At 62.0% G+C, this 25,097-nt stretch carries 22 protein-coding genes; 13 read left to right on the forward strand and 9 right to left on the reverse strand.

Annotated elements, in window-relative coordinates; translation table 11 throughout:
• Positions 1-122 precede the first annotated feature (122 nt).
• From ACLH0K_RS00505 to ACLH0K_RS00540, 8 genes are all read right to left on the reverse strand, one after another.
• Positions 123-1,043 carry an alpha/beta hydrolase gene (locus tag ACLH0K_RS00505; protein ID WP_411374930.1) on the reverse strand — a complete coding sequence of 307 codons (921 nt, stop codon included), beginning with the start codon at positions 1,041-1,043 and terminating at the stop codon, positions 123-125.
• A 259-nt stretch (positions 1,044-1,302) separates the two neighbouring features.
• Positions 1,303-2,130: a DUF6282 family protein gene (locus tag ACLH0K_RS00510; RefSeq protein ID WP_411374931.1), complete on the reverse strand. Its 828-nt coding sequence runs from the start codon at positions 2,128-2,130 to the stop codon at positions 1,303-1,305.
• Positions 2,130-2,975 (reverse strand): carbon-nitrogen hydrolase family protein, encoded by an 846-nt coding sequence (locus ACLH0K_RS00515; protein WP_411374932.1) that lies wholly within the window; start codon positions 2,973-2,975, stop codon positions 2,130-2,132. Before ACLH0K_RS00515 ends, ACLH0K_RS00510 begins: the two co-directional genes overlap by 1 nt.
• Positions 2,968-3,933: a glycine betaine ABC transporter substrate-binding protein gene (locus ACLH0K_RS00520; RefSeq protein ID WP_411374933.1), complete on the reverse strand. Its 966-nt coding sequence runs from the start codon at positions 3,931-3,933 to the stop codon at positions 2,968-2,970. The genes ACLH0K_RS00515 and ACLH0K_RS00520 overlap by 8 nt, the downstream gene beginning before the upstream one ends.
• A gap of 31 nt (positions 3,934-3,964) precedes the next feature.
• Positions 3,965-4,729 (reverse strand): ABC transporter permease, encoded by a 765-nt coding sequence (locus tag ACLH0K_RS00525; protein ID WP_411374934.1) that lies wholly within the window; start codon positions 4,727-4,729, stop codon positions 3,965-3,967.
• Entirely contained in the window at positions 4,726-5,682 is a 957-nt protein-coding gene (locus ACLH0K_RS00530; protein ID WP_411374935.1) for an ABC transporter ATP-binding protein, read from the reverse strand. The genes ACLH0K_RS00525 and ACLH0K_RS00530 overlap by 4 nt, the downstream gene beginning before the upstream one ends.
• 34 nt (positions 5,683-5,716) lie before the next feature.
• Positions 5,717-6,370 carry an ABC transporter permease gene (locus ACLH0K_RS00535; RefSeq protein ID WP_411374936.1) on the reverse strand — a complete coding sequence of 218 codons (654 nt, stop codon included), beginning with the start codon at positions 6,368-6,370 and terminating at the stop codon, positions 5,717-5,719.
• Positions 6,367-7,164 (reverse strand): IclR family transcriptional regulator, encoded by a 798-nt coding sequence (locus ACLH0K_RS00540; protein ID WP_411374937.1) that lies wholly within the window; start codon positions 7,162-7,164, stop codon positions 6,367-6,369. The genes ACLH0K_RS00535 and ACLH0K_RS00540 overlap by 4 nt, the downstream gene beginning before the upstream one ends.
• A gap of 484 nt (positions 7,165-7,648) precedes the next feature.
• On the opposite strand from ACLH0K_RS00540, the gene ACLH0K_RS00545 reads away from it, so the two are divergent.
• From ACLH0K_RS00545 to ACLH0K_RS00575, 7 genes are all read left to right on the forward strand, one after another.
• Positions 7,649-8,077: a universal stress protein gene (locus ACLH0K_RS00545; protein ID WP_411374938.1), complete on the forward strand. Its 429-nt coding sequence runs from the start codon at positions 7,649-7,651 to the stop codon at positions 8,075-8,077.
• Between the two features lie 572 nt (positions 8,078-8,649).
• Positions 8,650-10,071 (forward strand): MFS transporter, encoded by a 1,422-nt coding sequence (locus ACLH0K_RS00550; protein ID WP_411374939.1) that lies wholly within the window; start codon positions 8,650-8,652, stop codon positions 10,069-10,071.
• A 5-nt stretch (positions 10,072-10,076) separates the two neighbouring features.
• Positions 10,077-11,135, forward strand: coding sequence for a LacI family DNA-binding transcriptional regulator (locus tag ACLH0K_RS00555; protein ID WP_411374940.1), 1,059 nt, complete (start codon positions 10,077-10,079; stop codon positions 11,133-11,135).
• A gap of 41 nt (positions 11,136-11,176) precedes the next feature.
• On the forward strand, positions 11,177-12,685 hold the full coding sequence (locus ACLH0K_RS00560; RefSeq protein ID WP_411374941.1) for a sulfatase: 1,509 nt from the start codon (positions 11,177-11,179) through the stop codon (positions 12,683-12,685).
• Between the two features lie 217 nt (positions 12,686-12,902).
• Positions 12,903-13,832: a formylglycine-generating enzyme family protein gene (locus tag ACLH0K_RS00565; RefSeq protein WP_411374942.1), complete on the forward strand. Its 930-nt coding sequence runs from the start codon at positions 12,903-12,905 to the stop codon at positions 13,830-13,832.
• A gap of 28 nt (positions 13,833-13,860) precedes the next feature.
• Positions 13,861-14,229 (forward strand): YidH family protein, encoded by a 369-nt coding sequence (locus ACLH0K_RS00570; RefSeq protein WP_411376524.1) that lies wholly within the window; start codon positions 13,861-13,863, stop codon positions 14,227-14,229.
• Positions 14,226-14,630: a DUF202 domain-containing protein gene (locus ACLH0K_RS00575; protein ID WP_411374943.1), complete on the forward strand. Its 405-nt coding sequence runs from the start codon at positions 14,226-14,228 to the stop codon at positions 14,628-14,630. Before ACLH0K_RS00570 ends, ACLH0K_RS00575 begins: the two co-directional genes overlap by 4 nt.
• Positions 14,631-14,643: 13 nt before the next feature.
• Here the strand turns inward: ACLH0K_RS00575 and ACLH0K_RS00580 are convergent, their stop codons facing one another.
• Positions 14,644-15,285 carry a TetR/AcrR family transcriptional regulator gene (locus ACLH0K_RS00580; protein ID WP_411374944.1) on the reverse strand — a complete coding sequence of 214 codons (642 nt, stop codon included), beginning with the start codon at positions 15,283-15,285 and terminating at the stop codon, positions 14,644-14,646.
• A gap of 109 nt (positions 15,286-15,394) precedes the next feature.
• Here ACLH0K_RS00580 and ACLH0K_RS00585 point away from each other — a divergent pair, with 109 nt between their 5' ends.
• The 6 genes from ACLH0K_RS00585 to ACLH0K_RS00610 all read left to right on the forward strand — a co-directional run bounded on the left by ACLH0K_RS00585 (position 15,395) and on the right by ACLH0K_RS00610 (position 25,095).
• Complete coding sequence (locus ACLH0K_RS00585; protein WP_411374945.1) at positions 15,395-17,893, forward strand: beta-glucosidase family protein; 2,499 nt, start codon at positions 15,395-15,397, stop codon at positions 17,891-17,893.
• Between the two features lie 997 nt (positions 17,894-18,890).
• Positions 18,891-19,811 (forward strand): 2-hydroxy-3-oxopropionate reductase, encoded by a 921-nt coding sequence (locus tag ACLH0K_RS00590; protein ID WP_411374946.1) that lies wholly within the window; start codon positions 18,891-18,893, stop codon positions 19,809-19,811.
• The gene (locus tag ACLH0K_RS00595; protein WP_411374947.1) at positions 19,808-21,868 is read left to right on the forward strand and encodes an alpha-amylase family protein; all 2,061 of its coding nucleotides are present in this window, start codon (positions 19,808-19,810) and stop codon (positions 21,866-21,868) included. The genes ACLH0K_RS00590 and ACLH0K_RS00595 overlap by 4 nt, the downstream gene beginning before the upstream one ends.
• Positions 21,869-21,911: 43 nt before the next feature.
• Entirely contained in the window at positions 21,912-23,234 is a 1,323-nt protein-coding gene (locus tag ACLH0K_RS00600; protein WP_411374948.1) for an ABC transporter substrate-binding protein, read from the forward strand.
• The gene (locus ACLH0K_RS00605) at positions 23,231-24,187 is read left to right on the forward strand and encodes a carbohydrate ABC transporter permease (RefSeq protein ID WP_411374949.1); all 957 of its coding nucleotides are present in this window, start codon (positions 23,231-23,233) and stop codon (positions 24,185-24,187) included. The genes ACLH0K_RS00600 and ACLH0K_RS00605 overlap by 4 nt, the downstream gene beginning before the upstream one ends.
• A complete protein-coding gene (locus ACLH0K_RS00610; protein ID WP_411374950.1) occupies positions 24,184-25,095 on the forward strand; it encodes a carbohydrate ABC transporter permease in 912 nt (303 codons plus the stop codon). The genes ACLH0K_RS00605 and ACLH0K_RS00610 overlap by 4 nt, the downstream gene beginning before the upstream one ends.
• Positions 25,096-25,097: the final 2 nt, after the last annotated feature.

The raw sequence follows: 25,097 nt of genomic DNA on the forward strand, positions 1-25,097 counted from the left end.
TTTGTGTGCCAGGCAGTGCGTTCCATGGCCGGCCTGCGGCTGGCTTAAGGGCTGCTGAGGTGGATAGGGGAGGGTGAGGGTTTCCTGCCGGCCCTACAGGGCCGGCAAGAAACCCCTCGGTGTCAGGCGGAAGTGATGCGTGAAGGCGTTGCGCTGGTTGCGAAGGCCTTGTCGAAGAATTCCTGAAGCCGGTCGCACATCTCGATGAATTCAGGGTGGTCGCCGTACATGAAGTCGTTGTGCCGGCCCTTCACGGTGTAGAGCGTCTTCGGGGATTCTGCCGCCTCGTACAGCGAGGCCGCTTCCTCGAACGGGTGCAGGGTGTTGTTTTCGCCGTGGGCGATGAACAGCGGTGTCGGGGACAGGTACTTCACCGCGCGTTCCACCTTCGTGTCGATGATGGATTCGGTGAACTGCAGGCGGGTCGGGTGCCCGAAACCGTAGACCTGTTCAAGTTCCTTGCCGACGTAGTCCTTGGTTGCGGGGTCCAGCGGGTAGTGGTGGAAAGTGTCGGCGAGCTTGGATTCGCCTTCGAGAACCCGGCGGGTGCGGTCTTCCTGGACTTCGTCGAGGATCTTGGTCCACTCATCGTAGGTGTGGATGGACTTCAGCCAACGTTCTCCGTCGTAGAAGCCGTTCAGCGCCGCGACTCCGGCGACGTTCTTTGCCTTTTCCCCGGCCAGAACGACGTTGGCGGCCCCCATGCCCCAGCCGATGAGGCCAATGCGGGAGTTGTCGACCTCGTCCTGGGCCTGCATGAAGGTGATGGCGTTGCGGACGTCTTCGACCTGCTGTTCGATCAGCACGGTGCCTTTGGGGCCCTCGCTGTCGGCCATGCCGCGGTAATCAAAGCCGAGGCAAATGTATCCGCGCTTGGTCAGGTTCTCAGCGAACATCTTGGGGTAGAAGTTGTTGAAGCCCTGATATCCGGAGTTCACGATGAGGGCGGGGTGGGGGCCGGCCTGGGACAGGTCGTCAGGGTAGTAGATGCTGGCCTGAAGACGGCTGCCTTCGCTGAAGAATGTTGTCTTTTTCTCAATCATGGCTTTTCCTCGTTCTAAGTGTTGTGGTTCGGCGGTGTGGCCTGTATGCGCTGTTGTCTTGATACCTGTTACTGACTAAGTGTTTTTAGCTAGCTCTTATGGGCGCAGGGCCTTTCGACTGTTGATTAAGTCCACAGGCTTGCCGGGCCCGGCACGGGCCGGGCTGGTCGAGCTGTGAGTTTGTGGTGGCGGGTTTCTGAGGCAGTCCAAGTCGTTAGGAGCCTTTGGCAGCATGGCCAGCTTCTCCTTTTGGGACCCGCTAGTTGGGTGCGAAGAGCGATTCTGGAGTTGTGGAGGCTGCGGCTTCGAGCCATCGGCGGTCCAGGCCTTCGGCGCTGAGCGTGTCGATGAGGAGCATGAGTGCTTCCGGCGGGGGAGGGGAAGTTGGTTGGCCGGCGTCGGAGGAGAGGATCAGCCGGTCGCCGGCGGCTTCGGCGGCGCGGGCCAGCATGGCCGGGGTGCAGCCTGGCTGGTGCAGCAACTGGTAGGTGGTAATTTCTGCATAACCCCCGCTGGCTACAAGGGTCCGGATTGCATCCGGCTGCAGGCCGGGGACGGTGTAGGAAGGGTGGGTGAACATCAACCGGTTGATCCCGTAATGGCGGGCTCTTTCGCTGAGCCAGCGGCATTCGTCTCCGCTGAGGTGCCCAGTGGCAAGGACTGCGTCGTGGTCTGCGATGAGGGCCAGCACGGTTTCGGTGGCTTCCGTGGCTTTGGTGTTGACAGGGGGGATGGCGTAGGTGCGGTTCCCTATTCGGGGTTCGTGTTGGCACAGCCGTGGAAGGTCGGCGGTGTGCTGGGTGTGCGCATCGGCTGTCGGCATCCAGATGACCCGGCCTCCGGCGCCGAGCGCCGCCGCAACTGCTGATGGGTTGACGCCCTCGCAGTGCTGGTTAAGGGCCAGCCCGCCGTAGACGGCCTTGCCAGTGGCACGAGCGGCGGCGTGGGCGCGTCCGACAGTTGATTCGTAGTGGGCCTTCAGCACGAAGCCGGAGAAGTCCGCCGCGGAATACATGTTGCTGATGTCGTGGTCGTCGCCAATCCGGTCCAGGACGTCGGGTCCGGCGTGCACGTGGCTGTCGAACACTAGAGCTCCTCCTCCTTGGCAAGTCGTGCTGCTTCGCGGGCGATAAGGTCGGCCCTGGTTTCCTGCAGGAGTGGCCACTGTCTGCGCAGAGACCGAAGTTCGCCCAGATCCAGTTCGCAGTCCAGCTCCCCAGGCTCCTGGCCAAGCTGTGCCATGACCTTGCCGGAGGGGTGGATGATGCGGGACCCACCCCAGAAATCGTTACCGCTTTCCCGCCCAGACCGGTTGATGAAGAGGACATACGCCTGTGTAGTGATGGCCGCGTGGCGGAGGATAATTTCCCATGCCTGGTCGGTCGGCAGCCCCACGTTACTGGTGACGCTGTTGACCGGGACGATGAGTACTTCTGCCCCTGCGTGGCCGGCCAGCCACGGTATGGCCGGCTGCCACGCGTCGTTGCAAATCAGGGTTGAAATCCGTGCCTTGGGCAGGTCGTAGCAGTGCAGCCGGCCGCCGGGGCGGAAGTGCTTGCGTTCCTCCCAGGCCCGGTAGGTCGGCAGGTACATCTTGCGTTGAATCCGGACATCGCGATCGGTAATCAGGGCCGCGCTGTTATAGGTGTGGTGGCGGTCCGATTCGGCGAATCCCACGAGGGCAGCCGGTCCGTGGCTCCCGAGCCGGAGCAGGCGCTCATCATTGGCGGTGATGGGCTTGGCATCAGGTGCCTCACTGAGGTGATACCCGTGTGTGGCCAACTCCGGAGCGGCAACCAGGTCGCGGTCTGAGGCGGCGCGCATCAGGTCGTTCAGGTGGTCGAGGTTGCCGGAAACGTCCCCCAGGGCGGGGTCGGTTTGCAGCAGCCGCACCTTCAGGCCATCAGCGTGCTGGGCGGGGGTGTTATTCACCGATGAAGCCCTTCTCGGCGAGCCAGGCTTTGGCAGTCTCTTCAGGGGTCTTGCCGTCCACATCGACCTTGGCGTTGAGCTGGCGCAGCGTTTCGTCGGTGAGGGCTTCGGCGACTGTGCCGAGGACGTCGCCGACCGCGGGATTGGCCTGTATGACCTCGGTGCGGGCGGTTACTGCGGGGTTATACGGGGTGAAGTATTTTTTGTCGTCTTCGAGGACGGTGAGGCCGAGCGCTTCGATGCGGCCATCGGTAGCGAAAACCTCACCGAAGTTGCATGGCGCGGCCTTGTCGATGGAGTTGTAGATGGCGCCGGCGGCGAGTTCGGAAACGTTGGTGCGGGGCAGTTTGAATCCGTAGGCGTTCTCGACACCGGGCCAGCCGTCGTTGCGGCCGAAGAATTCGGCTGCGCCGCAGAAGCCTGCTGCCGCTGGATCCTTGGTGGCAAGGGCGGCGTAGTCGGAGATCGTCTTCACGCCGAGTTCCTGGGCTTTTTCATTGCTGACGGCGATGGCGTAGGTGTTGTTGGCCGGGGACGGCTTCAACCAGGTGATCGCGTTTTTCTCTTCGTCCTGTTGGGCCACTGCCTCGTAAAGCTCCTGTGGGTCCGCAATGGGCTCGGTTTGTCCCAGATGGGTGATCCAGCCTGTCCCGGTGTACTCCCAGTAGAGGTCGATGTCGCCGCTGGTAAGGGCAGAGCGGACGCTGCTGGTACCGGTGAGCCCGCAGCTGCGGCTGACGTCGGCCCCGGTCGATTCCAGCGCCTGTGCGGTAACCTCACAGAGCACCAGTTGCTCTGTGAATTCCTTACCGCCGACAGTGAGTTTGACGCCTTCCAGATTGCTGTCCTGCGCGAGGGAGCCGCCGGTGACTCCGCTCGGTGGGGCTTCTCCGAGGCTGCAGCCGGAAAGCAGTGTACCGCCAGCGATGGTCAGGGCGAGGATGGTCTTGTTGCGCATAGGGGGTCCTTTTCGGGATATCGGGGGGAGCTCAGATGCCCTTGGGGCGGTAGCGGTTTTCGATGAAGCCGGCGAGCGAATCAACCAGCAAAGCCAGTGCGATGGTCAGAAGGCAGCCGGTCAGCAGGATCGGCATGCGGTAGAACACGATGCCGCGCTCAATCAGGTCCCCCAGACCTCCGGCATTCGTGTATGTAGCGAGCGTGGCCACGCCGACGTTCAGGATGAGTGCGACCCGGATGCCTGCCAGCATCACCGGCACCGCGAGGGGCAGTTCGACTGTAAAGAGGATTCTGCGGGCGTTCATGCCCATGCCTTTGGCCGCGTCAATGATGAACGGCGAGACTTGCTGCAGACCGACGATGGTGTTCCGTAGGATCGGCAGCAGGGCGTAAATCACCAGTGCTATGACTGCCATATCGAAGCCAACACCAAACAGCAGTGCAAGGAGCACCAGGATGCCGATGGAGGGGATGGCCTGCCCCGCGTTGGCGATAGCGAGTACCGGTGCCCGGAAATACTTCGCCCAAGGGCGGCTCAGCAAGATGCCCAGAGGAACGCCGATGGCGACCACCGTCACCGTGGAGATGACGACCAAGAGGACGTGCTGGTACACCTTTTCCAGGATGACGTCCGGGGCAAGCGCGCGGGCTTCAATGGTGTCCAGATCAGCTGTGGTGATGTAGATCAACGTCCCTACGACCAGGAGCATGGCCGTGACCGGCATGATCCATCCGGAATGGTCTTTTCTTCCGCGGCGTCGGTTGGCCCGAAGCCGGGTTGCTACTACGGTCACTGGACCGCCCCTTGCTTCGCCTGCGCGGTTGCCAACAGCATGTCCTGAACGGTGAAAGTTGCCCCGCCGTTCACCTCTACCCGCTCTGCTCCCTGTTCGAGCATTTTTTCCAGTACCGAAGCGACCGTTTCAGTGGGCTGAACTGTGAGTTGGGCCGGTTGCGAATCCAAAGTGGACGGAATGCTGAGATCGCCCACACGCAGCAGGGACAGCCGGCGCAACGCCGCTCCTTCACCAATGAAGGACCGGACGAAGTCGTCGGCCGGGTTGGTGAGAATTTCCAAGGGGCTAGCGAACTGCGCCAGACGTGAACCTTCGGCAAAGATAGCGATGCGGTCTCCGAGCCGCAGTGCTTCGTCGATGTCGTGCGTGACGAAGACGATGGTCTTGCGGATCCGCTGCTGCAGTTGCAGGAATTCGGCCTGAAGTCGGTCACGGGTGATTGGGTCGATAGCACCGAACGGTTCATCCATCAGCATGACCGGAGGGTCGGCAGCCAAGGCCCGTGCAACACCGACGCGCTGCTGCTGCCCTCCCGAGAGCTGCTTTGGGTACCGGGACCGGTAGTTGTGGGGATCCAACCCCACAAGTTCCAGCAGTTCGTCTACGCGGGCAGCAATCTTCTTTTTGTCCCAGCCGAGCATGGACGGCACCAGGCCGACGTTCTGCTCGATAGTCATATGGGGCAAAAGGCCAACCTGCTGGATGACGTAACCGATGTGCCGGCGCAGCTCGTCAGGATTAGCGTGCGTGACATCCTGGCCATCGATCCAAATTTCTCCGCCGGATGGCTCGACCAGCCGGTTGATCATCCGCAACGTGGTCGTCTTGCCGCATCCCGAAGGCCCAACCAAGCAAATGAATTCTCCACGCTTGATGTCCATGGACAGCGGCGCAACCGACGGGGCGGGGGCACCTTCGTAGTGCTTGGAGACATTGATCAGGCGGATCATGGCATCCGGGGACTCGGTGGCGGAAGGCTGAGTGTTAGACATGGACTTTTAGACCTCTCGGGGTTGAGATGCGGCCAAGAACGATGAAGAGAAGATCCAGAATCGCTGCGACGGCCACGATCGCTACGACACCCGCGAGGGCTTCATTCAGGGCGTTTGCGCCGCCGATACGCGACAGGCCCCTGAAAATCAGTTCGCCAAGGCCCGGACCACGTACAGCCGCGCCGATGGCTGCGATGGCGACCACCATGATGGTGGCCACTCGTATGCCGTTCAGGATTACAGGCCAGGCAAGGGGGACGCGGATTCGCCACAAGCGCTGCCAGGAGCCCATGCCCATGCCGCGTGCAGCGTCAATAACACCCTCGTCAACGGTCTCGAACCCCGTAACGGCGTTCCGAAGAATCGGAAAGATTGCGTAAACCGTCAGCGCCAGCACCGTGGGCACGACACCGAGCCCAAAGAGCGGAATCATGAGACCGAAAAGGGCAAAGGAAGGAATGGTGAGTATCGTCCCGGCAAGGGAGAGCGCTACTTTGCGCACCTGCGGCAGAGTCTCCGTTGCGACGGCGATAATGAGACTGAGGACCGTCGCGAGGACCACTGAAATCATGACCACTTCAATGTGTTGTATGAGCAGGAAGGTAATGCGCGCCTGGTTTTCGCCGACGTATTCAAAGAAGTTCATGAAATCCTTCTAACGTCAGTATTGGGTCCATTTTGGGCATGGTGATTGTCCTTGGATTGAGCGGGAGGAGAAGACAGGGAGCGACTCAGATACGTCGCCGCCTTTGCAACTTGGCGGCCCATGTGGGTCAGGTTGTCAGCGATACGGAATGAGGGGGCGGAGATATTTATCGCCGCGACGATCCGGCCATGCACATCGCGTACAGGTGCTGCAGCTCCGGACAGGCCATCTTCGAACTCGTCAACAACCAAGGCGTAGCCCTGCAGGCGTGCCTTATCAACACGCCTAACGACTTCCTCAACGGTCTGCGGTGCATCCGATCCTGGCCCCTTGCTGAAGCTCTTTTCAATCAGGGCGCGGATTTCCTCGGGTGTGTGGTCAAACAACAAGGCCCGCCCCGACGAAGTGCACCAGATAGGCACGGCCCGACCCACCCACAGGTTTGCCTCGATGACCTGTTGGGGTCCCTCAGAAACAATGGTGAAAACGTCCTCGTTCCGCCGAATGCTCAGGTGGACCCGCTCCCCAAGCGCAGCGGCCAGTTGACGCATCACCGGCGGAGCCAGCAGAAGCAAGCGCTGATCCCCGGCCTGGGCAGCAACAGCGAAAAGCTTCCACCCCAGACGGTGCAGCCCTGCGTCGTCGCGTTCAACCAGCCCCAAGTCCACCAGCGGCTTCAGCTGCCGGGAAACACTCGACTTGTCACGCCCCAGCGTACGGGCAAGACCCGAAACCGTCAGCCCGAGGTTCCCCTCCTGACCGCTACGGGACAACGCCTCCAAAATGGCCAGCATCTTCGCAGGTCCTGTGTCTTGGCTCTCATTCACACATGCAACTATGAGACGGAGGTGCAGGTTTCGCAATTAGCTGTTGCAGATTCTGCAACATGCTTTCTGTCGGGACGGACCACCAGAAGCTGAAGGTGGCCCGACTGCCCAACCAGACATGGCTCGGAATAGTGGTGGACCTTCCCGCCGCTGATGCCGCCCAGGTCCCACCCTCTACGGCGCCAAAAGAACGGAACCGCCCCTTTGGGCAGCTTTAGCGCCGCCGGGCACTGGAGACAGGCAAGTGGTGAGGCTCTCGATACTCACCCTGAGTTGTCCGGCCACTGAACTGACGTTTCAGGACAATGCCAGCTATCGAAACCCAGTACTATCGACCCTGGAGTCGTTGCCCCTTCACCGGTCTGCTTTTGAGCGGCCGCTTACGTGCCGTTCCATCCATGTACCCTTGGGCTCACTGACTCAAGCGCACTAACGAGCAAAGGAGCTAAACATGAGCGGACTGATCATTGTCGGGGTGGACGGAAGCGGGACCGCCAAAAAAGCAGCCGAATCCGCCCGTGACCTCGCTGTGGCACTGGGCGCATCCCTTCACGTAGTCACGGCCTTCGACAGCGACCGAACTGAGGTCTTCGGCAGCGGCAGCGATCAGATGATCGTGTCCGACGCCGACACCGCAGCACACGTAGCCCGCAGTGTCGCCGAATCCCTGGGCGGGGACATCAACATTACCCATTCAGCAACCCGCGGCCGTCCGGCTGACGCCCTCATCAGGGAAGCCATGCGCATGGAAGCTCGCGTCATCGTGGTGGGAAACCGCAGAATGCAAGGCATCGGCCGCGTCCTCGGCAGCGTGGCCAACAGCGTGGCCCACAACGCTCCCTGCGACGTTTACATTGCCAACACCTATGACGCTGAGTAGTCGACGATAAAACAGGTGTTAGGCGGGAAGAAGACGTCGGCCAATCCGCCCCCCGAATTAGAAACGCCGATAATGGAGATTCGGTCAACCGACTGGGGCTCGGACAAGCTCGCTTCGGTGATTCTGATCCGTCCACAGCTGGGGTCAATTCGGGTTATCCACGGCTAAGTATTGAGGGAGCCGTTGGGGTAGCTCCCTTAGCAGTAGTAGCGGTGGGTAACCCATAAGAATTGTCCCCGGGTGTGGGCGGTGGACGGCTCCTGGATTGCAGAATCAAGCCCGTGGTGTCGGGGACCATGCATGCCCCTGTCAGGTTGGGGTGTAGTTGTGTCTGAAGGCCTAATGCCGCTTACCGCAAGGGTAGCCACTGATTCAGCCCATGTTTCTGCTACAGGCAGCGGCAGGGCGGTCCTCGTTTCGGTTCAGTCCTTCACTTTTCAGCTGACCGGCAATGAGCCGAAGCTAGGTAACCACCGCGCGAGGAACAATCTTTACTATTCAAACGATTGAAGGTTGCTTCAAACGTTTGAACTTTTTAGGGTTGTTGTCACTATCACTCGATGAGGAGTTCCATGAGCGAGACTGTCGGCACCGCCGCCCCCCTGTCGCCCGCAATTAAAGTGCGCCCATTTGGCTGGCGCGACAAGCTTGGTTACCTTGCTGGTGACCTTGGCAACGATTTCACTTTCCTTTTAGCGTCCTCCTACCTTCTCGTGTTCTATACGAATGTGGCAGGACTTCAGGCGGCCCACGTTGGTCTGCTGTTCCTTCTGGCCCGGCTTCTCGACGCCTTCACGGATGTCGGATGGGGTCGCTTTCTGGACTGGCACAATCCTTCACCGGCGGGTCGCTTCCGTGTTTGGATTGGACGTGCGGCCCTACCCCTTGTCGTCGTCAGTGCCCTTCTCTACGCGCCATTCATCTCTGAGTGGGCCTATGGGCTGAAACTGGCGTACGCTGCCGTGACGTACCTGCTGTGGGGCTCCGTGTTCTACACCATGGTCAACATCGCGTACGGTTCGCTTGCCTCTGTCATGAGCCCCAACCCCGGAGAACGGGCCTCGCTCTCGGTGTTCCGCGCCTTCGGAGCAAACATTGCCGGCCTTTTCGTCGCGCTGGTCCCTCCGCTGTTCATCTATGCGAACGTGAACGGCGTGTCCCAGGCAGTCCCGAGTTCCTTCTTCATTACAGGAATCGCCTTTTCGGTTGCGGCCCTCGTTTTCTACGCAGTCTGCTACTCCCAGGTCCGCGAACGGGTACAGGCGGCTCCCAATCAGGACAAGCGCAGCTTCCTGACCCTCCTGCGTTCGCTCGTCACAAACCGGGCGCTCCTCGGTCTTATGGCCGCGAACCTGGTCCTCATGCTCGCATCCCTCCTCACGATGTCCATGGCCGCTTACTTGTGGCTCAACTACTTCAACAACGGCGCACTTTCCGGGCCGGCGCAACTTGCGAACTACCTCCCGGCACTGCTGCTCGCACCCGCTGCAACGTGGCTGGTGCGGCGCTTCGGCAAGAAGGAAGTCATTGTCACCGGCATGCTCTTTTCGTCCGCGGTTTACATTGTCCTGGCCATCACACAGGTCACCTCGCCGTGGGCCTTCATCATCATCACCATCCTCGCCGGTTTCGGCATGGGTACCTACACTCTGTTGATCTGGGCGCTGATCGGTGACGTCATTGACCACGAGGAGGTCCGCAGCGGAGAGCGCGACGACGGTACCGTCTACGCAGTCAACACCTGGGCCCGCAAGGTCGGACTCGCCCTCGCCGGTGGACTCGCCGGATTTGCGCTGTCGGCGGTCGGCTTCCAGTCCGGCTCCCCCACGCAGACAACTGACACGGTCCAGGGGATCTACCTGGTCTCAACACTCGTACCGGGTGTCCTCTACGCCGTTTCCGCTCTCCTCCTGCTCTTCATCTATCCCCTCAACCGGAGGCGTGTGGCTGCGAACGTCGCCGAGTTGAAAGAACGGCGCGACGGGAAGGAGTGACTTCGATGGTCCGGCCCACCCTGAAGGACATCGCTGCCCGTGCAGGCTACTCAATCTCAACAGTGTCCTATGCACTAAATGAGAAAAGTACGCTTCCCCTGAGCGACAAAACCAAGTCGACCATCCGGCGGATCGCGCGGGAAATGGGCTACGTTCCCAACGGGCTCGCACGCTCCCTTCAGGCGGGCTCAAGCCACACCATTGGAGTACTGCTGGACAAACCACTGACCACACCCCGCTACGCCGCAATTGTGCAGGGTCTCAGTGAAGGGTTGACGGAGCGCGGACTGCACCTCGCGCTGCTTCATAAGGCGCCGGCTGCCAGGTGGATCGAGGCTGTCCGCGGGTACCAACTGGACGGCCTCATCTTCATCGGCCACGACGACCACGAGGTACCGGTCGAGCTCGCCGGGCTGGTAACTAAGCACGGTGTCCCGTTCGTTGCATTGGATTGCGGTGCTTTCGATGAGGAACGCGGGTATTCAACGGTTGACTTCGACTACGGTGCGGGCGTCGAGATGCTTATGACCGAACTGGAAGGCCGGGGGATACGCAGTGTGTACTATCTCCGTCCGGATCTCGTATCCCGTGCGGAGCGGATACGGGAGCGCGCAGTGCTCAGCGCACTCGGGGAACGTCCGGACATCGGACTTCGTGTGGTGCCCACCGGGATCGACGCCCAAGTGCTGCGACGCGTGGACGAAGACAGGGACCAGCAGAGCGCCTATGCGCAAGAGCTCCTGGGCCGCGTGGAGCGGGCACTGGAAAAGGATGACGCTGATCCCGCACGCACGGCATTGCTTTGCTCTTGGGGCGCCGATGTGGAGGTCGTGTATCAGGTCGCCCAACGGCACGACTCCCGGTTCACCGTGGCAGCCCTCGCCTCCGGAACCTTGACCGTTGGGCTTTGGCCAAACCTGGTCTACTCCAAGCTCCCGCTGGAGGAAGCAGGCAGGGAGTGCGCGCGACTGATCGTCGCCCAGTCCGGCCCCGGCAAGGAGCATGAACGCCTCCTACTGAAGCCGGAGCTGGATCCCGGGCAGCCGGCAGGAACAAATTCATGAGCACGCAGCAGAGTTACTACCGAAGCAGGAAAGACATCTTAATGACACGACCAAACATCATCTTCATCATGTCCGATGACCACGCCGCACATGCGATATCGGCCTACGGCAGCCGGGTCAATAAGACGCCGCACCTGGACCGTATCGCCACAGGTGGTATGCGGATGGACGCGGTCTTCTGCACCAATTCGATATGCTCGCCGTCGCGCGCATCGATCCTCACGGGGACGTACTCCCACATCAACGGTGTCTCTTCCATCTGGACCGAGATGGACTACCGCGTTCCGACATTCATCGATGTGCTGCGGGAGAACGGCTACCGGACCGCCCTTTTTGGTAAGTGGCACCTTGGCGAGCAGGAAGTTTCCGAACCGCGGGGGTTCGATGCGTGGAAAGTATTTCCCGGCCAGGGCGACTACGTAAACCCGGAGATGATCAGCGTGACAGGCCGGAGTATCGAGCAGGGCTATGCGACCGACATCGTTACGGACCTGTCGCTCGACTGGATCGATGACAGAGCCGAAGATGAGCCCTTCTGCCTCCTTGTGCACCATAAAGCGCCGCACCGCCCCTGGGTTCCGGATGGAAAGCACAAGGACCTGTACGCCGACGGAAACATCCCCGAGCCGGAGACGTTTTTCGACGACCACGAGACCCGCAGCAAGGCCGTTCGGGGCGTCCACATGACCATCGCCGACGACATGGGCGCCGACGACCTGAAGATGGAGGTACCGGAGCATCTTCGCGGCGAGGAGAACCGCGAGGCGCGGATGCGGTGGAAGTACCAGATCTACATGCGTGACTACCTGCAGTGCATCCAGTCCATCGACGACAACGTCGGCCGCATGCTAGACCACCTGGAAGAAAAGGGACTCGCTGAGAACACGCTCATCGTCTACACCTCCGACCAGGGATTCTTTCTCGGGGACCACGGCTGGTTCGACAAGCGCCTCATGTTCGACCAGTCGCTGCAGATGCCGATGCTCATCCGCTGGCCTGCACAGATCGCGGCAGGCAGCCGCAGCGAGGCCATCATCACTAATGTGGACTTTGCCGCCACGTTCCTGGATGCCTGCGGAATCGAGGCAAGCGAAGAGCTGCCCACCTCTCAGGGACGCAGCTTCCTTCCCCTGCTGCGCGGCCAGGAAGTGGAAGACTGGCCGGACGCCGCCTACTACAGGTACTGGGAGCATGATGACGCCATCCACGCTGCCCCGGCCCACTATGGGATCCGCACGAGGGACTACAAGCTCATCTACTATTACGGCGCCGGCCTTGGAGTTCCCGGTGCGTCGGAAAGGCACTTCGAGCCGGAGTGGGAACTCTACGACCTGCGCAACGACCCCACCGAGGTACGGAACGTGGCGGATGACCCGTCCTACGCGGCAATCAGGGCCGACATGGAACTGAAGCTGGCTGAGTACCAGAAGCGGTACGCTGACGAGCCGTACCGCGGCGAGGCAACCCCGCGCCCGGAGTGGGGTCCCTACGACGCCGAGTTGTTCGCCCAGGTCGAGGCCTACGTGGAGAGCATCCGCGCATCAAGTTGATACCCGGCAGGCGGGGCAACCGCGGGGATGACGAATTGTTCTTGAGGAAAGAGTGGGACACGTGACAGGAAGCGCTGATCAGACGAAGATCGCCCGGCCTCCGGAGAAGGGCCCCGCCGGCAACGCCTCAGACGGGGCAGCACGGGCGACCAGCGCGAAGGAACACCCCGGCCCCGGCTGTTGCGCGCCCAGCGGACGGGCAGTGTTTTCAGTTGGCATGCGTTCAGGCCCTGATCCAAAGAACACCGCGGCCGTTGCTGCAGCTCACCACACCATCGAGCAAGTGGTTGTTCCGGCCCAGATGTTCGCCATGGGTGACTCGCGTGGGAACGAGAATCACGGCGACGGTGAGACACCCGTGCACGAAGTCCACCTCGACTCGTTCTCGATCGACGCAACGAGCGTGACGAACAGCGACTTTGAACGCTTTGTGGCTGCAACCGGCTACCGAACAGAGGCGGAAGAATGGGGCTTTTCGGCTGTGTTCCACCTCGCGATAGCGGCGCCGGATGAGGACGTCATGGGCGCTCCGCCGGGGACTCCCTGGTGGCGGGGCGTAAAAGGAGCTGACTGGCGCCACCCCGGCGGGCGCCAGTCCACCATTCAAGGACTGGCTGACCATCCGGTGGTGCACGTCAGCTGGAACGACGCGGTTGCCTACTGCGCGTGGGCGGACCGTTCGCTCCCTACCGAGGCGCAGTGGGAGGCTGCGTCGCGCGGCGGGCTCGACGGCGCCCGGTTCCCCTGGGGCGACGACCCACACGGACGTTCCGCGCCGCCGTCGGGGAAACCATGGCGCATGAACATCTGGCAGGGCGTCTTTCCCACAGAGAACACCGTCCAGGACGGATTCCTTACCACCGCCCCCGTGCGAACTTTTGAACCGAACAGCTACGGCCTCTGGCAGACTATCGGCAACGTGTGGGAGTGGTGTTCCGACTGGTGGAGTCCCAGTTACTACCGGACCTCGCCCCGGGAGGACCCCCGGGGACCTGCACAAGGGCGGACCCGGGTTATGCGTGGCGGGTCCTACCTGTGCCACGACTCGTACTGTAACCGGTACCGGAATTCGGCGCGCTCCTCGAACACCCCGGATTCATCAATGGCCAACGCCGGATTCCGCACCGTCGAACGGAGAACAGAATGACCCCGTGCGACACGACCAAGGCCAGACCATGAGCCTTCTCGACCGCCGGTACCCGAAGAGCGTTTATCAACACGGCGGAGAGCCTGATGCCAGGTTCTCCCTCGCCAACGAGCGCACCTTCCTCGCATGGATCCGGACCTCACTGGCACTGCTCGCCGGGGGAGTGGCATTGGAAACCCTCAGTCTCGGCCTTCACCCGGCCTTCCGCCTCATGGCGTCGGCGCTCCTCGTCGTCGTGGGCATACTGACTCCTTTGCAGGCATGGATCGGATGGATGCGCACCGAGCGTGCCCTGCGCCTTGCGACGCCTCTGCCGTCGGCGAACCTAGCGCTTCCACTCGGCATAGCCGTCATCGTTGCCGGGGTGCTCGTGTTCCTCGGGCTTATCCTCCCGTGAGCGGCACGGCAGGCGGTGCCCCTGGTGCCGGCAACAACAATGAAGCTTGCCGCGACCGGGCATCCCGCCCCTTTGACCCCGGCCTGCAGCCCGAGCGCACGGCTCTGGCGTGGCGGCGAACAGCACTGGCACTTGTTATCGTGGCCGTCGTGGGGTTGCGGGTGCTTCCTGCCTTGCTTGGCCCGCTTGCGTTAGTGGGTGCAGGTGCGGGCATCGCGATCGCCTCTGCTGTCTTTGTGGCTTCCCACCGTCGTTACCGCAGCCAGCACCGGTTGCTCACGACAGCAGGTACCCCGCGGACAGTTCTCCTCGACGGCAGGCTTCCAGGGCTTATGGCCCTCACCGCAACCCTTGCGGGCCTGGCCGCTGCCGCCGTTATAGCCTCCGTCAACATGCTTTAGGAAGACTCTTCCCTTACCGGGCATGTGATCGGTCATTCGACCCGGGAGTAGGCAAGCTTTTGCCAGTGTGGGATGGGGCTTTCAGCAGCACGTCAACCAGTTGTTCGAGGCCGTGCGCTGTGTCCACGTCCTTGTCGTAGAGCCATTGCAGCTGCAGGCCGTCGGAAACAGCGACTACCAGCCGGGCAAGGTCTTGAGCGGAAAGATCCGAGCGGGTATCCCCAGAGGCCTGCCGGCGCTCGATATCGGCCGTCAGGGTAGCCACCACCTCGGCATAGCGTTCCTTGAAGTACCCGTGGGAATCATGGCGGGGATCATTTGCTGTCGCCGAGGCCACGGCATAGAGGGTCGTCAGCCCTGGTTCGGCGCGGTTCCGCTCGGCAGAGCGCACCATCAGCAGCAGCCCGGCTTCCTCTTCACCCGCAGCTGCGAGATTGCGCCGGTCTCTTTCAGCCAGGACGGCCGTCAGGAGTTCCTGCTTGCCCCGGAAGTAGTGGAACAAGGTGGCTTCCTTTACCCCGACCAGCTCCGCCACCCGCTTCATCGCCGTGCCCTCGAAGCCTTCCGTCGCAAAAACGTCAGTTGCGGTTTGGATAATCTGTTCGCGGCGTTCCGCTCCTTTTGCGTACTGGCCGCGCGGCGTTGATGGAGGCACGACCTCAGTGTATTCCAGCCGTGAACGAAAAAACCTAGTATGACTCGGTTTCTGATGCTAAGATAGTCGGCAGGACCCAACGGAGGGTCATTCTTTGTCAGGAGACTCTATGAACCCCACTCTTTCCCAGGCCGTGACCGCACCCGCCGCCGGTACGTTGGACGCTGAGGCGCGTATCCGCAAACTCGCCGAGAGCCTTCCCCTTGAACAGCAGATCCAGTTGCTGACCGGCGCCGACGTTTGGGCCACCCACGCCCTTCCCTCGATCGGTCTGTCCCGTGTGGTCCTTTCGGACGGTCCGTCGGGTGTCCGGGGTGAAGACTTTGACGAGCGGCACGACTCCGTCTCGCTGCCGTCGTCGTCCGCGCTGTCCGCGACGTGGAGCGTGGACTTGGCACGCCGCTACGGCCAGGTTCTGGGCCAGGAAGCACGCCGGAAGGGTGTCCATGCCGTGCTGGGCCCTACCATCAATCTGCACAGGTCGCCGCTGGGTGGCCGGCACTTCGAGTGCATGAGCGAAGACCCTCGGCTCACCGCCATCCTGGCCGCAGGCTACGTGGCCGGCGTGCAGTCCATGGGCGTCGGGGCAACACCCAAGCACTACCTGGCCAACGAGGCCGAAACGGACCGTTTCACCGCCGACTCCGTTGTGGACGAGCGCCCGCTGCGCGAGCTCTACCTGGCCGCCTTTGAAGACGCCATCATTGAGGCACGCGCCTGGTTGGTGATGAGCTCCTACAACTCCATTAACGGCACCACCGCCAGCGAAAACGAACTGCTCAAGACACCGCTGTCCACCGAATGGGGCTTTGACGGCGTGGTTGTCTCGGACTGGACCGGTGTCCGATCGGTAGAAGCTGCCAATGCACACCAGGACTTGGAGATGCCAGGCCCCGTAGGCCACTGGGGATCTAAACTGATTGCAGCCGTTGAAGACGGGCGGGTGAGCCGGTCCGCCATCCTCGAAAAGGTCATCCGCATCCTCCGCCTCGCCGCCCGCGTCGGTTCGCTGGATGGCGTTGCCCCTGCCGTCACCGAGCTGCCGGCACCCCTTAACGCCGCCGCCGTCGCCCGTGAAGTGGCCGTCCGAGGCGCCGTCCTGGTCCGCAACAAGCACGAGCTGCTGCCCCTGAATCCGGCTGAACTGTCCAGCGTGGCCGTGAGCGGGCACAACGCCGAAGAGGCCCGGACGCAGGGCGGTGGCAGCGCCACCGTCATGCCCAAATACACCGTCTCCCCGCTGGAGGGTCTGCGTGAAGCTCTGCCGGAAGGCGTCAGCCTCAGCTACGCTCGCGGAGCCAAGGTAGCCGAAGGGCTCCAGGTGTTCCCGCGCACCTCACTGCACAATCCGGTGTCCGGGGTCCCCGGCATGCGGGTGACCTTTCTGGCTGAGGACGGCTCGGAAATTTCCGGCGAGGACAGGCTGGCATCGCACCTGATCTGGTTCGGCGTCGGTATTCCCGAGGGTGCCGCCGCCATCCGCATGGAGGCTGACTGGACTGCCCCCACGGCCGGCATCCATCACCTGGGCGTGGGCACAGTGGGCCACATCCGCCTGTCACTGCGAGGTGAAGAGGTGTTCAACGGCGAAATCGAGGATGACACGGACGTGCTGGGCGCCGCCCTCTTCGACCCGCCCAAGACCGTCCACACGGTGGAAACCGCCGCAGGCGAAACAGTGCGCATCGAGGCCCTCTACCAGCTGCCCAAGCAGCAGGTCATCCCTTTCACTGCCATCCTCCTTGGTGAGGAAACCGTGGTGGAGGACCCGCAGGCCGAGATCGACGCAGCCGTGGAAGCCGCCAAAACTGCCGACGTGGCCATCGTTGTGGTGGGAACCAGCGCAGCCATTGAATCCGAGGGCTTTGACCGCAAGGACCTTGACCTTCCCGGCCTGCAAAACCAACTGGTCGAGGCCGTTGCCGCGGTGAACCTGCGCACGGTCGTGGTGGTGAACTCCGGCTCGCCGGTCCTGATGCCTTGGCTGGACAAGGTGGGAGCGGTTCTGCTGGGCTGGTTCGGAGGCCAGGAATTCGGCCGGGCCATCGCGGACATCCTGCTGGGCGCGGAGGAGCCGGGCGGCCGCCTGCCCACCACCTGGCCCGCCGCGCTCGAAGACGTGCCCGTGCTGAACACCACGCCGGTGAACGGCAAGGTCGTCTACTCGGAGGGCATCCACGTGGGCTACCGGGCCTGGCTCAAGCAGCAGGCCGAAGGAGGTGCCGCACCGGCTCTTCCATTTGGGTTCGGGCTCGGCTACACCACTTTCGAGCTGTCCGCTCCGCACGCGCCGCAGTCCGTACCTGCCGGCAGCGACGTGGTTGTCCACGTTCCGGTCCGCAACACTGGCAGCCGCACCGGACGCGAAGTAGTCCAGGTGTACCTGGAACGCACCAAATCTGCCGTTGAGCGCCCCGTCCGCTGGCTCGCCGGCTATGCCGGAACGCACCTGGCCCCCGGAGGTACGGAAAGCGTCGAAATCCGGATCCCGGCACGGTCCTTTGGCCACTACAACGGCGGCTGGAAATACGAGCAAGGAACCTTCCGCCTGCTCGTGGGCCGCCACTCCGCCGACAACTTCCAGGCACTGGATATCGAGATCCGCTAAGACTTCAATTTGATGACAGGTCAGGCAGGCTCCCCTTGCGGAGCCTGCCTGACCCTGAGCCACCTACAGCTTCCAGAGAAGACCACCGTAGAAAGCACGCGTCGTGAGGATGGACGAGATACCAGTAGTCACGTTCTGACGGGAACAGGGCCTGAAACTTATCGGATACCGGAATTTCTTGGCGGCCGCAGAGGCATGGGATACCGAGTCCGCAGTGCCGGAAGTGGCGCGCACCGCCGCCGCACAAGACATCACAGCAAGCGCCCCTAGACAAAGGAAACCGAATGGAAAGCCCCGAAATCGTCACGGTTTTCGTGTCCAAGACAAGCGAACGCTCGACAAGCAGCTTTACACGGCCGTAGAAACGGCCATCCAAAGAGCCCTGCCAGAGCGGAAGGGTGTCCTCGTAACGCGACACGATGAGACCCGCTTCACCGTTACCGTTACAACAGAAATTCCCTTTGGAATGACCTACGAACGCGATCAGTCAGCACGGCCCTCTAGCAAAGCCGCCACATCTACGTGACCCCCGTGCCGCCTTCGTCAGCACCTAGCACCGGCACCCCTCTTCTGTTCCGCAATCCAGTCCTCTGCCAAACCTCCAAAACTTGCGATCTCGGTTCTCGAGTGCGATCGAGAAAATGGGCTTCGGAGAGGGTGATGCGGTGTGTGTTCTCCGCCCATGCGTCTCTGACCTCGTGCAGGTTGATCACGAGCCGTCCAAACCAGGTTTATACCGTCAGGCTGGGGTGTACACCAATCTTGCGTGCCTCGAGGCAAGTTCTTCAGATGAACAGGTGAGAGGCGAAGCTTACTTTCATCCCCAGCTTCGATCGCCTACCCTCCCCATTGGATTTGGTGAGTCGTAGTTGCTCGATTTACAAAAAGCCTTGACCGTCCCGCAGTAAATCGTGCAACATGGTCTGCATCACACCGGTCTTCGAGGGCGAGGAACAGTTCCGCCCTCCTGAATCGGACCATCGATCTTGGGGCGGAAATGAAATCAATTGCCTTTATTGGGCTGGGCATCATGGGGCGGCCCATGGCAACCAATCTTGCACAGGCTGGTTACGAGGTGCGCGGATATGCCCGGTCAGAAAGTACCCGTGAGCGGGCCGGGCAGGCTGGCGTGCCGGTAGCCGCGTCGGTGGCTGCAGCAGTGGAAGGCGCAGACATTGTCATCACGATGCTGCCGGATACCCCTGACGTGCTCGGCGTCTGCGAAGGACCCGACGGGTTGCTACAAGTTCTCACGCCCGGAACTGTTTTCGTGGACATGTCCACGATTGAACCTGCTGCCAGCCAGGATCTGGCGGACAGGTTCGCAGAGCGGGGTATCGATGTTCTTGACGCCCCGGTCAGCGGCGGGGAACAGGCCGCCATTGAGGGGATTCTCTCCGTGATGGTCGGCGGTAACGAAGATGTTCTGGAACGTGTGCGGCCCCTCCTGGAAACGGTCGGAAAGACCGTGGTCCATGTCGGACCGGCCGGCAGCGGACAGGTGACCAAAGCGGCCAACCAGTTGATGGTGGCATTGCATTTGCAGGCACTCTCGGAGGCAACCCTGTTCCTGGAACGCAGCGGCGTTGCCGTCGACAAGGCCCTGCAGGTCATCGCAGGAGGACTCGCCGGGTCGACCGTGCTTGAACGGAAGAAGACCTCCGTGCTGACCCGGTCCTACGCGCCGGGATTCAGACTTGAACTCCACCACAAGGACCTGGGCATCGTGCAAAAGTCGGCCCGCGACCTTGGTGTGGCACTGCCGGGGACAGCGCTGGTGTCCTCCCTGGTGCAGTCCCTGGTTGCCCGAGGCGACGGCGGCCTTGACCACTCGGCACTTTTCAAGCTCACTACGGAACTCAATCAGGTCGGCGCTCCTGCCCGGGCCAACGCACACTCAACTGGGGAACTTTCATGACAACCGAAACACCTGCAGCACCCGCCCCGGCATCTGCTGAGCGGCCCGCGGCACCATGGTGGCAGAGTCCCTTCCGGATGTTCCAGACGAACCTGCGCGAAGCCGACGCCGTGCTCGACGTGAATTCCGTCCTAGACGCTATCGAAGCGCACGGTGCCAATGCCTGGCTTGTCAACGGCGGCGGTATCTGTTCCTTCTACCCCTCGGCGTTGCCGTTCCAAACCGTAAACCCGTTCCTGGCCCAACGCCCCTCGGGGGACATGCTTGGCGACGCCGTGCAGGCAGCGCACGCCCGCGGGATCAAGGTCATCGCCAGGATGGACTTTTCCAAGGTCGCAACGCCGGTTGCCCAGGAGCATCCCGAGTGGTGCTTCGTGGCTCCGGACGGCACGAACCAGGTCTACCACGGCCTCTACAGTGTTTGCCCGAACGGGGACTACTACCAGCAGCGCGCCTTTGAGGTCATCGAGGAAATCGTCGAGCGGTACCCAGTCGACGGCTTCTTTTTCAACTGGCTGTCCTTCAACGAGATGGACTACAGCTACAGGTACCGCGGAGTGTGCCACTGCGCCCGGTGCTCGGTCGGTTTCGCCGAAGCCAGTGGCGGCAAGGAACTGCCGACAGGACCCGACGACGCCACCTATACCGAATGGCTCGCCTACTCCGCCGGCGTCCTCGACCAGCTGACGGCCAGGTTCCGCACCCACGTCGCCGCCAAAGCACCGGGCGCAGCCCTGATCCAGGGGCGCACAGCGGACATCATGTTCCATGAGGCAAACAACGCGCTCGGAAGGGAACTGTGGCCCTCCGCCACCAGCGACGCCGTCAGCGAGTTCAAAACCCACCGCCCGAACGTCCCGGTCCTGGTCAACTCCGTAGCCTTCATCGACATGCCCTACCGGCTTGCCAGCGAGCAGCCAGAGCATTTCGCCAGCTACCTGGTCCAGGCAATCGCCCGCGGCGCCATCCCCTCCACCTACATCATGGGCGTCCCCGGAGATATCAAATACGGCATGCTCGAAGTCGCAGGTGAAGTCACCCGCTTCCACCGCGACCACGAAGACCTCTACGACCAACTCCGACCCGCAGCCACCATCGCACTGGTCAAGCCCGACCGGCTCCGAATGGAAGCAGACAAGTACGCAAACTCCATGGAGGAATATCGTGGCGTTGCCACATCCCTCCAGGAAAGGAATAAGCCCTACGACGTACTGCTCGCCAGCGACATCACCGATGTGGCGGCAAAGGGCGGGCTTGAGCGGTTTAGGATTGTCATCCTTCCCGACCTAGGGCCCTTGGAGCCGGCAGCCGCGGAGGCCCTGGACCACTACGTCTTCAGTGGCGGCAGCCTGGTGGCCACCGGAACATCCGCAGTAAGCCACAACGCAGAGGTCCAGCTTCAGTCCATGCCGGCAAACCGCCTGCTGGCCACCCACAGTGACCGCGAAACTCTCAAGAACACGTATGTCGGGGACATTGACCCAAACGCCGACGTCGCGGTGCGCCAGCCGCAGGAAGTGGCACCCGTCCTGGGGGCCTTCCACTTCTACGAATGGAAGGCCGACGCCCAGCCAGCATCACGCCTTCTCTCCCAGGCGCCCTTCGGCCCGCCTGAGAAAACGTACGGACACCGTGTCACCAGCCATCCTGGGACGGCGAGCCGGGAACACGGAGACGGCGCCGCCGTCGTGATCCCGTGGACGCTCGGCAGGACCTACCGTGAGACAGCCCTGACCACCGTCCGAGAGCAGCTCATGTCAGTCCTTGACTCGCTCGAAGCAGACCCTGAAATCGTTGTGGATCTGCCAGAGCAGACAGAAGTGATCATTGGTAACGTGAAAGGCCGCCGCGTCCTGCACATCATCAACCGTTCGGGACTTAAACGGCGCGGCTACGGCCCAGCTATCCCGGTGTCCGGCGGCACCGTCACCGTCCAAGGCAAAGCGGCCGGCTATGCACATGTTGCAGGAACGCCCCTGAATTCCACTTCCGACGGAAACACCACCGTCCTTACCCTTCCCGTCCTCGGCCTCTTTGAGGTCATCACCCTCGACTGAACCGCTTCGGTTTTTCAACATTCATGACAAGGAGGTCACCAAGATGAATACAAAAGTGACAGGAGGCGGCAACCTGCTGGGTTCGTCTCTCAGCAGGAGAAGCATCCTTAAAGCCGGCGGTCTGCTCACCTTCGCTGCAGCATCAGCGGGTTCCCTGAGTGCCTGTGGCGGGTCGTCTGCGGGCGGTTCGACCAAGAAGATCACCTGGGCAACGGGCAATGACACTCTTTCGATTCCGCATTGGAAGAAGGCGGCGGAAGAGTTCATGGCCAACAATCCCGGGGTTGAAATCAACTTCACCCTCATCCCCGATGGCCCCCTGGATGCCTGGCTGGTGGCCCGGACCACGGCAGGTGAAGCGCCGGACATCGTCAACATGGGTGTGTCCGCGGTGGGCCGTTATATCGGCAACGGCACGGCGATGAACATCGCCGATCATATCGGTGCCGGGTACATCGATGACTACATCCCCGGCATGCGTGCCCTGGTCGCCAAGGAAGGCGGCGTCTACGGGATTCCACAGCAGGCAGCCTGCATGGCAACCTTCTACCGGAAGGACATCCTGGGAAAGATCGGGATCGCGCCTGGCGGTTCCATCGACGGGGCCTGGACGCAGGACGAACTGCGCACCATTGCTGTCGAGTCCAAGAAGATCACCGGTGCCTACGGCATGTCCTACGGCTTTATCAACGCGAATTCCGGCAACCGTTGGCTGCCCATCCTGTACCAGCGCGGTGGTGCGTTGTTCGAGGACGACGGTGTAACCCCTGCCATCCAGAGCGAAATCGGCATCGAGGCGCTGGAATGGACGCGAAAGCTCTACGCCGACGGGCTGATTTCCGCAAGCAATTCGGTCAAATCCAGCCAGACGGACACCGCCACCAGCCTTTTCACCAACAACCAGGTGGGCTTCATGATCCACGAAGACATTGGTGCCATGAAGAACACCGGCTTCGACCCCGCACTCTGGGATGTCGACTACATGTTCCGCGACAAGACCACCGCAACGAACCTGTCCGGCAGCGTCAATGTGGTGACCTCGAGCTCCCGGAATCCGGATGTGGCGGCAGCATTCCTTGCCTACGCCAGCGACAAGGAACACACCGTCAAACGCCTCCGCGACCAGGGCGGCATCGCCGCGCAAGGGAACATCACGGCAGCAGAAGTGGGCTACAACTTCCGTCCGGAGGCCACCCAGCGTTTCATTGACCAGCTGAAGACTGTGCCGGAAGCTGTCGGTCGGGACATGGCGGGCCCGGACTACCAGAAGGTCCGGGAAGTCCTCGGTGACTCGCTGGACCTGCTGTTCACCGGTTCCGCAACGGCCAAGGAAACCGCCGACCGGATCGCCGCAGGCCTGAAATGACGGCCACGCTAGGGCCTGAAACTACCGTCGCCGGGGGCAAGACAATCGTCCTGCCCCCGAAGCGCCGCGAACGGCGCTGGGGTCAGGTTGCACGGAAAAAGAGCATCCCGTATCTTTTCCTGCTCCCGAGCGGCACCTTGTTCCTTGCCTTTTCGCTCATTCCCATCGGCGCCGCGTTCTGGTTCAGCTTCAATACCGGAGCACTTGCAGTCAACCCCCGGTTCGCCGGCCTGGCGAACTACGAAAAAATTGTTCAGGATGAGCTGTTCTGGACGGCGCTGCGGAACACCGGCGTTTTCACCCTGGGCACCGTCCCCACCTCGATGGCCATCGGTCTGCTCCTCGCGGTCCTGCTCAACCGCCCCATGCCGGGCCGGGTGATACTCAGAACAATCTTCTTCGCCCCCATGGTCGCGTCAGGTGTCGGCGTGGCCGTGGTCATGTCCTGGATCTTCAACTACGACTACGGAGTCGTGGACAACGCCATCGCAGCCCTGGGAGGAAACAGGGTGCCCTGGCTGACCTCACCCAACCTGGCAATGGTCACCGTGGTCCTGGCCGTGCTGTGGAGCAGGATCGGGTTCTGCATGGTCCTCTACCTTGCCGCCCTCCAGTCAGTTCCCGAGTCCCTCAACGAGGCCGCCACCCTGGACGGCGCCGGTGCCTGGAAGCGGTTCAGGTACGTCACGCTGCCGCTGCTGTCACCCACCACGTTCTTCCTGCTCATCATCAACGTGGTCTTTTCACTCCAGGTCTTCGACCTGCTCTTCGTACTCACCGGAGGCGGCCCCGGCTTCGCCACCACCGTCCTGGTCCAGTACGTATTCCGCACCGCATTCGCCCAAGGCAACATGGGCTACGCAAGCGCCATCGGCGTAATCTTCACACTCATGCTGATCGCCTTCACACTCTTGCGGTACCGCTCCAGCCGGAAGTCGGAGGACGTCATATGAGCGCCCCAACCCTCAACAACACCTCAAGCCCTGCCCCAGCAGGGCGGACCACAAGGGCAAAGGCCAAAAAGCCGGCCCCCGGCCGCCGTTACGGTATGGGAACCTGGGCTATCTGGGCACTGCTCGTCGTCGGTGCCGCCGTCGTGGCGTTCCCGTTCTACTGGATGTTCGTCACCAGCGTCACTCCTGGCGGGCAGGCCACCAGCAACGAGTTCTACCTCTGGCCGGAAGCGTTCACCTGGTCGAACTATGAGGAAGCCTTCACCCGGCTTCCCATGGCCCAATGGATCGCAAACTCGATGACGATCGCTGTCATCGGGACAGTGCTCAGCGTTTTCGTCAGCATGCTCGCCGGCTACGCCTTCGCGAAATTCCGCTTCCGTGGCCGGACGATGATCTTCTTCCTCTATCTGCTGACGATCATGGTGCCCATCCAGGTCACCCTGGTCCCGTCATTCCTGGTCATCGTGAAACTCGGCCTGGTCGACTCGATTTGGGGAGTCATCCTTCCCGGCGCCGCCGAAGCCACCGCCGTGTTCATTGCCCGGCAGTTCATGCTGAGCCTGCCACACGAACTGATCGAAGCAGCGCGCATGGATGGGCTGGGGGAGCTGAAGATCTTCTTCAGGATCGTCGTCCCGCTCTCCGGTCCGCTGGTCGGCGTCCTGGCGATCCTTGCCTTCATGGGCAGATGGAACGAATTCCTCTGGCCGATGATGGTCCTGCAGGGCGAGGAGAGTCAGACGCTCCCGGTCGGTCTGGCCTCGCTTCAAGGCGGCGAAGCTTTTGCCTCACCCTGGGGCACCATCCTCGCCGTGGCAACCATCAGCGTCATCCCGGTCCTGGTGATCTTCCTGATCTTCCAGCGCCAGTTCGTCCGAGGCATCGCCAGCACAGGCCTCAAATAAGG

The organism is Arthrobacter sp. MPF02 (genome assembly GCF_046605375.1).
Classification (GTDB): Bacteria; Actinomycetota; Actinomycetes; order Actinomycetales; family Micrococcaceae; genus Arthrobacter.

Bases quoted from the DNA above. Each gene is read 5' to 3' on its own strand.
- ACLH0K_RS00505 (WP_411374930.1), bottom strand. From the start codon at position 1,043: ATGATTGAGAAAAAGACAACATTCTTCAGCGAAGGCAGCCGTCTTCAG.
- ACLH0K_RS00520 (WP_411374933.1), bottom strand. From the start codon at position 3,933: ATGCGCAACAAGACCATCCTCGCCCTGACCATCGCTGGCGGTACACTG.
- ACLH0K_RS00530 (WP_411374935.1), bottom strand. From the start codon at position 5,682: ATGATCCGCCTGATCAATGTCTCCAAGCACTACGAAGGTGCCCCCGCC.
- ACLH0K_RS00535 (WP_411374936.1), bottom strand. From the start codon at position 6,370: ATGAACTTCTTTGAATACGTCGGCGAAAACCAGGCGCGCATTACCTTC.
- ACLH0K_RS00540 (WP_411374937.1), bottom strand. From the start codon at position 7,164: ATGCTGGCCATTTTGGAGGCGTTGTCCCGTAGCGGTCAGGAGGGGAAC.
- ACLH0K_RS00545 (WP_411374938.1), top strand. From the start codon at position 7,649: ATGAGCGGACTGATCATTGTCGGGGTGGACGGAAGCGGGACCGCCAAA.
- ACLH0K_RS00550 (WP_411374939.1), top strand. From the start codon at position 8,650: ATGAGCGAGACTGTCGGCACCGCCGCCCCCCTGTCGCCCGCAATTAAA.
- ACLH0K_RS00555 (WP_411374940.1), top strand. From the start codon at position 10,077: ATGGTCCGGCCCACCCTGAAGGACATCGCTGCCCGTGCAGGCTACTCA.
- ACLH0K_RS00560 (WP_411374941.1), top strand. From the start codon at position 11,177: ATGACACGACCAAACATCATCTTCATCATGTCCGATGACCACGCCGCA.
- ACLH0K_RS00565 (WP_411374942.1), top strand. From the start codon at position 12,903: ATGCGTTCAGGCCCTGATCCAAAGAACACCGCGGCCGTTGCTGCAGCT.
- ACLH0K_RS00570 (WP_411376524.1), top strand. From the start codon at position 13,861: ATGAGCCTTCTCGACCGCCGGTACCCGAAGAGCGTTTATCAACACGGC.
- ACLH0K_RS00585 (WP_411374945.1), top strand. From the start codon at position 15,395: ATGAACCCCACTCTTTCCCAGGCCGTGACCGCACCCGCCGCCGGTACG.
- ACLH0K_RS00590 (WP_411374946.1), top strand. From the start codon at position 18,891: ATGAAATCAATTGCCTTTATTGGGCTGGGCATCATGGGGCGGCCCATG.
- ACLH0K_RS00595 (WP_411374947.1), top strand. From the start codon at position 19,808: ATGACAACCGAAACACCTGCAGCACCCGCCCCGGCATCTGCTGAGCGG.
- ACLH0K_RS00600 (WP_411374948.1), top strand. From the start codon at position 21,912: ATGAATACAAAAGTGACAGGAGGCGGCAACCTGCTGGGTTCGTCTCTC.
- ACLH0K_RS00605 (WP_411374949.1), top strand. From the start codon at position 23,231: ATGACGGCCACGCTAGGGCCTGAAACTACCGTCGCCGGGGGCAAGACA.
- ACLH0K_RS00610 (WP_411374950.1), top strand. From the start codon at position 24,184: ATGAGCGCCCCAACCCTCAACAACACCTCAAGCCCTGCCCCAGCAGGG.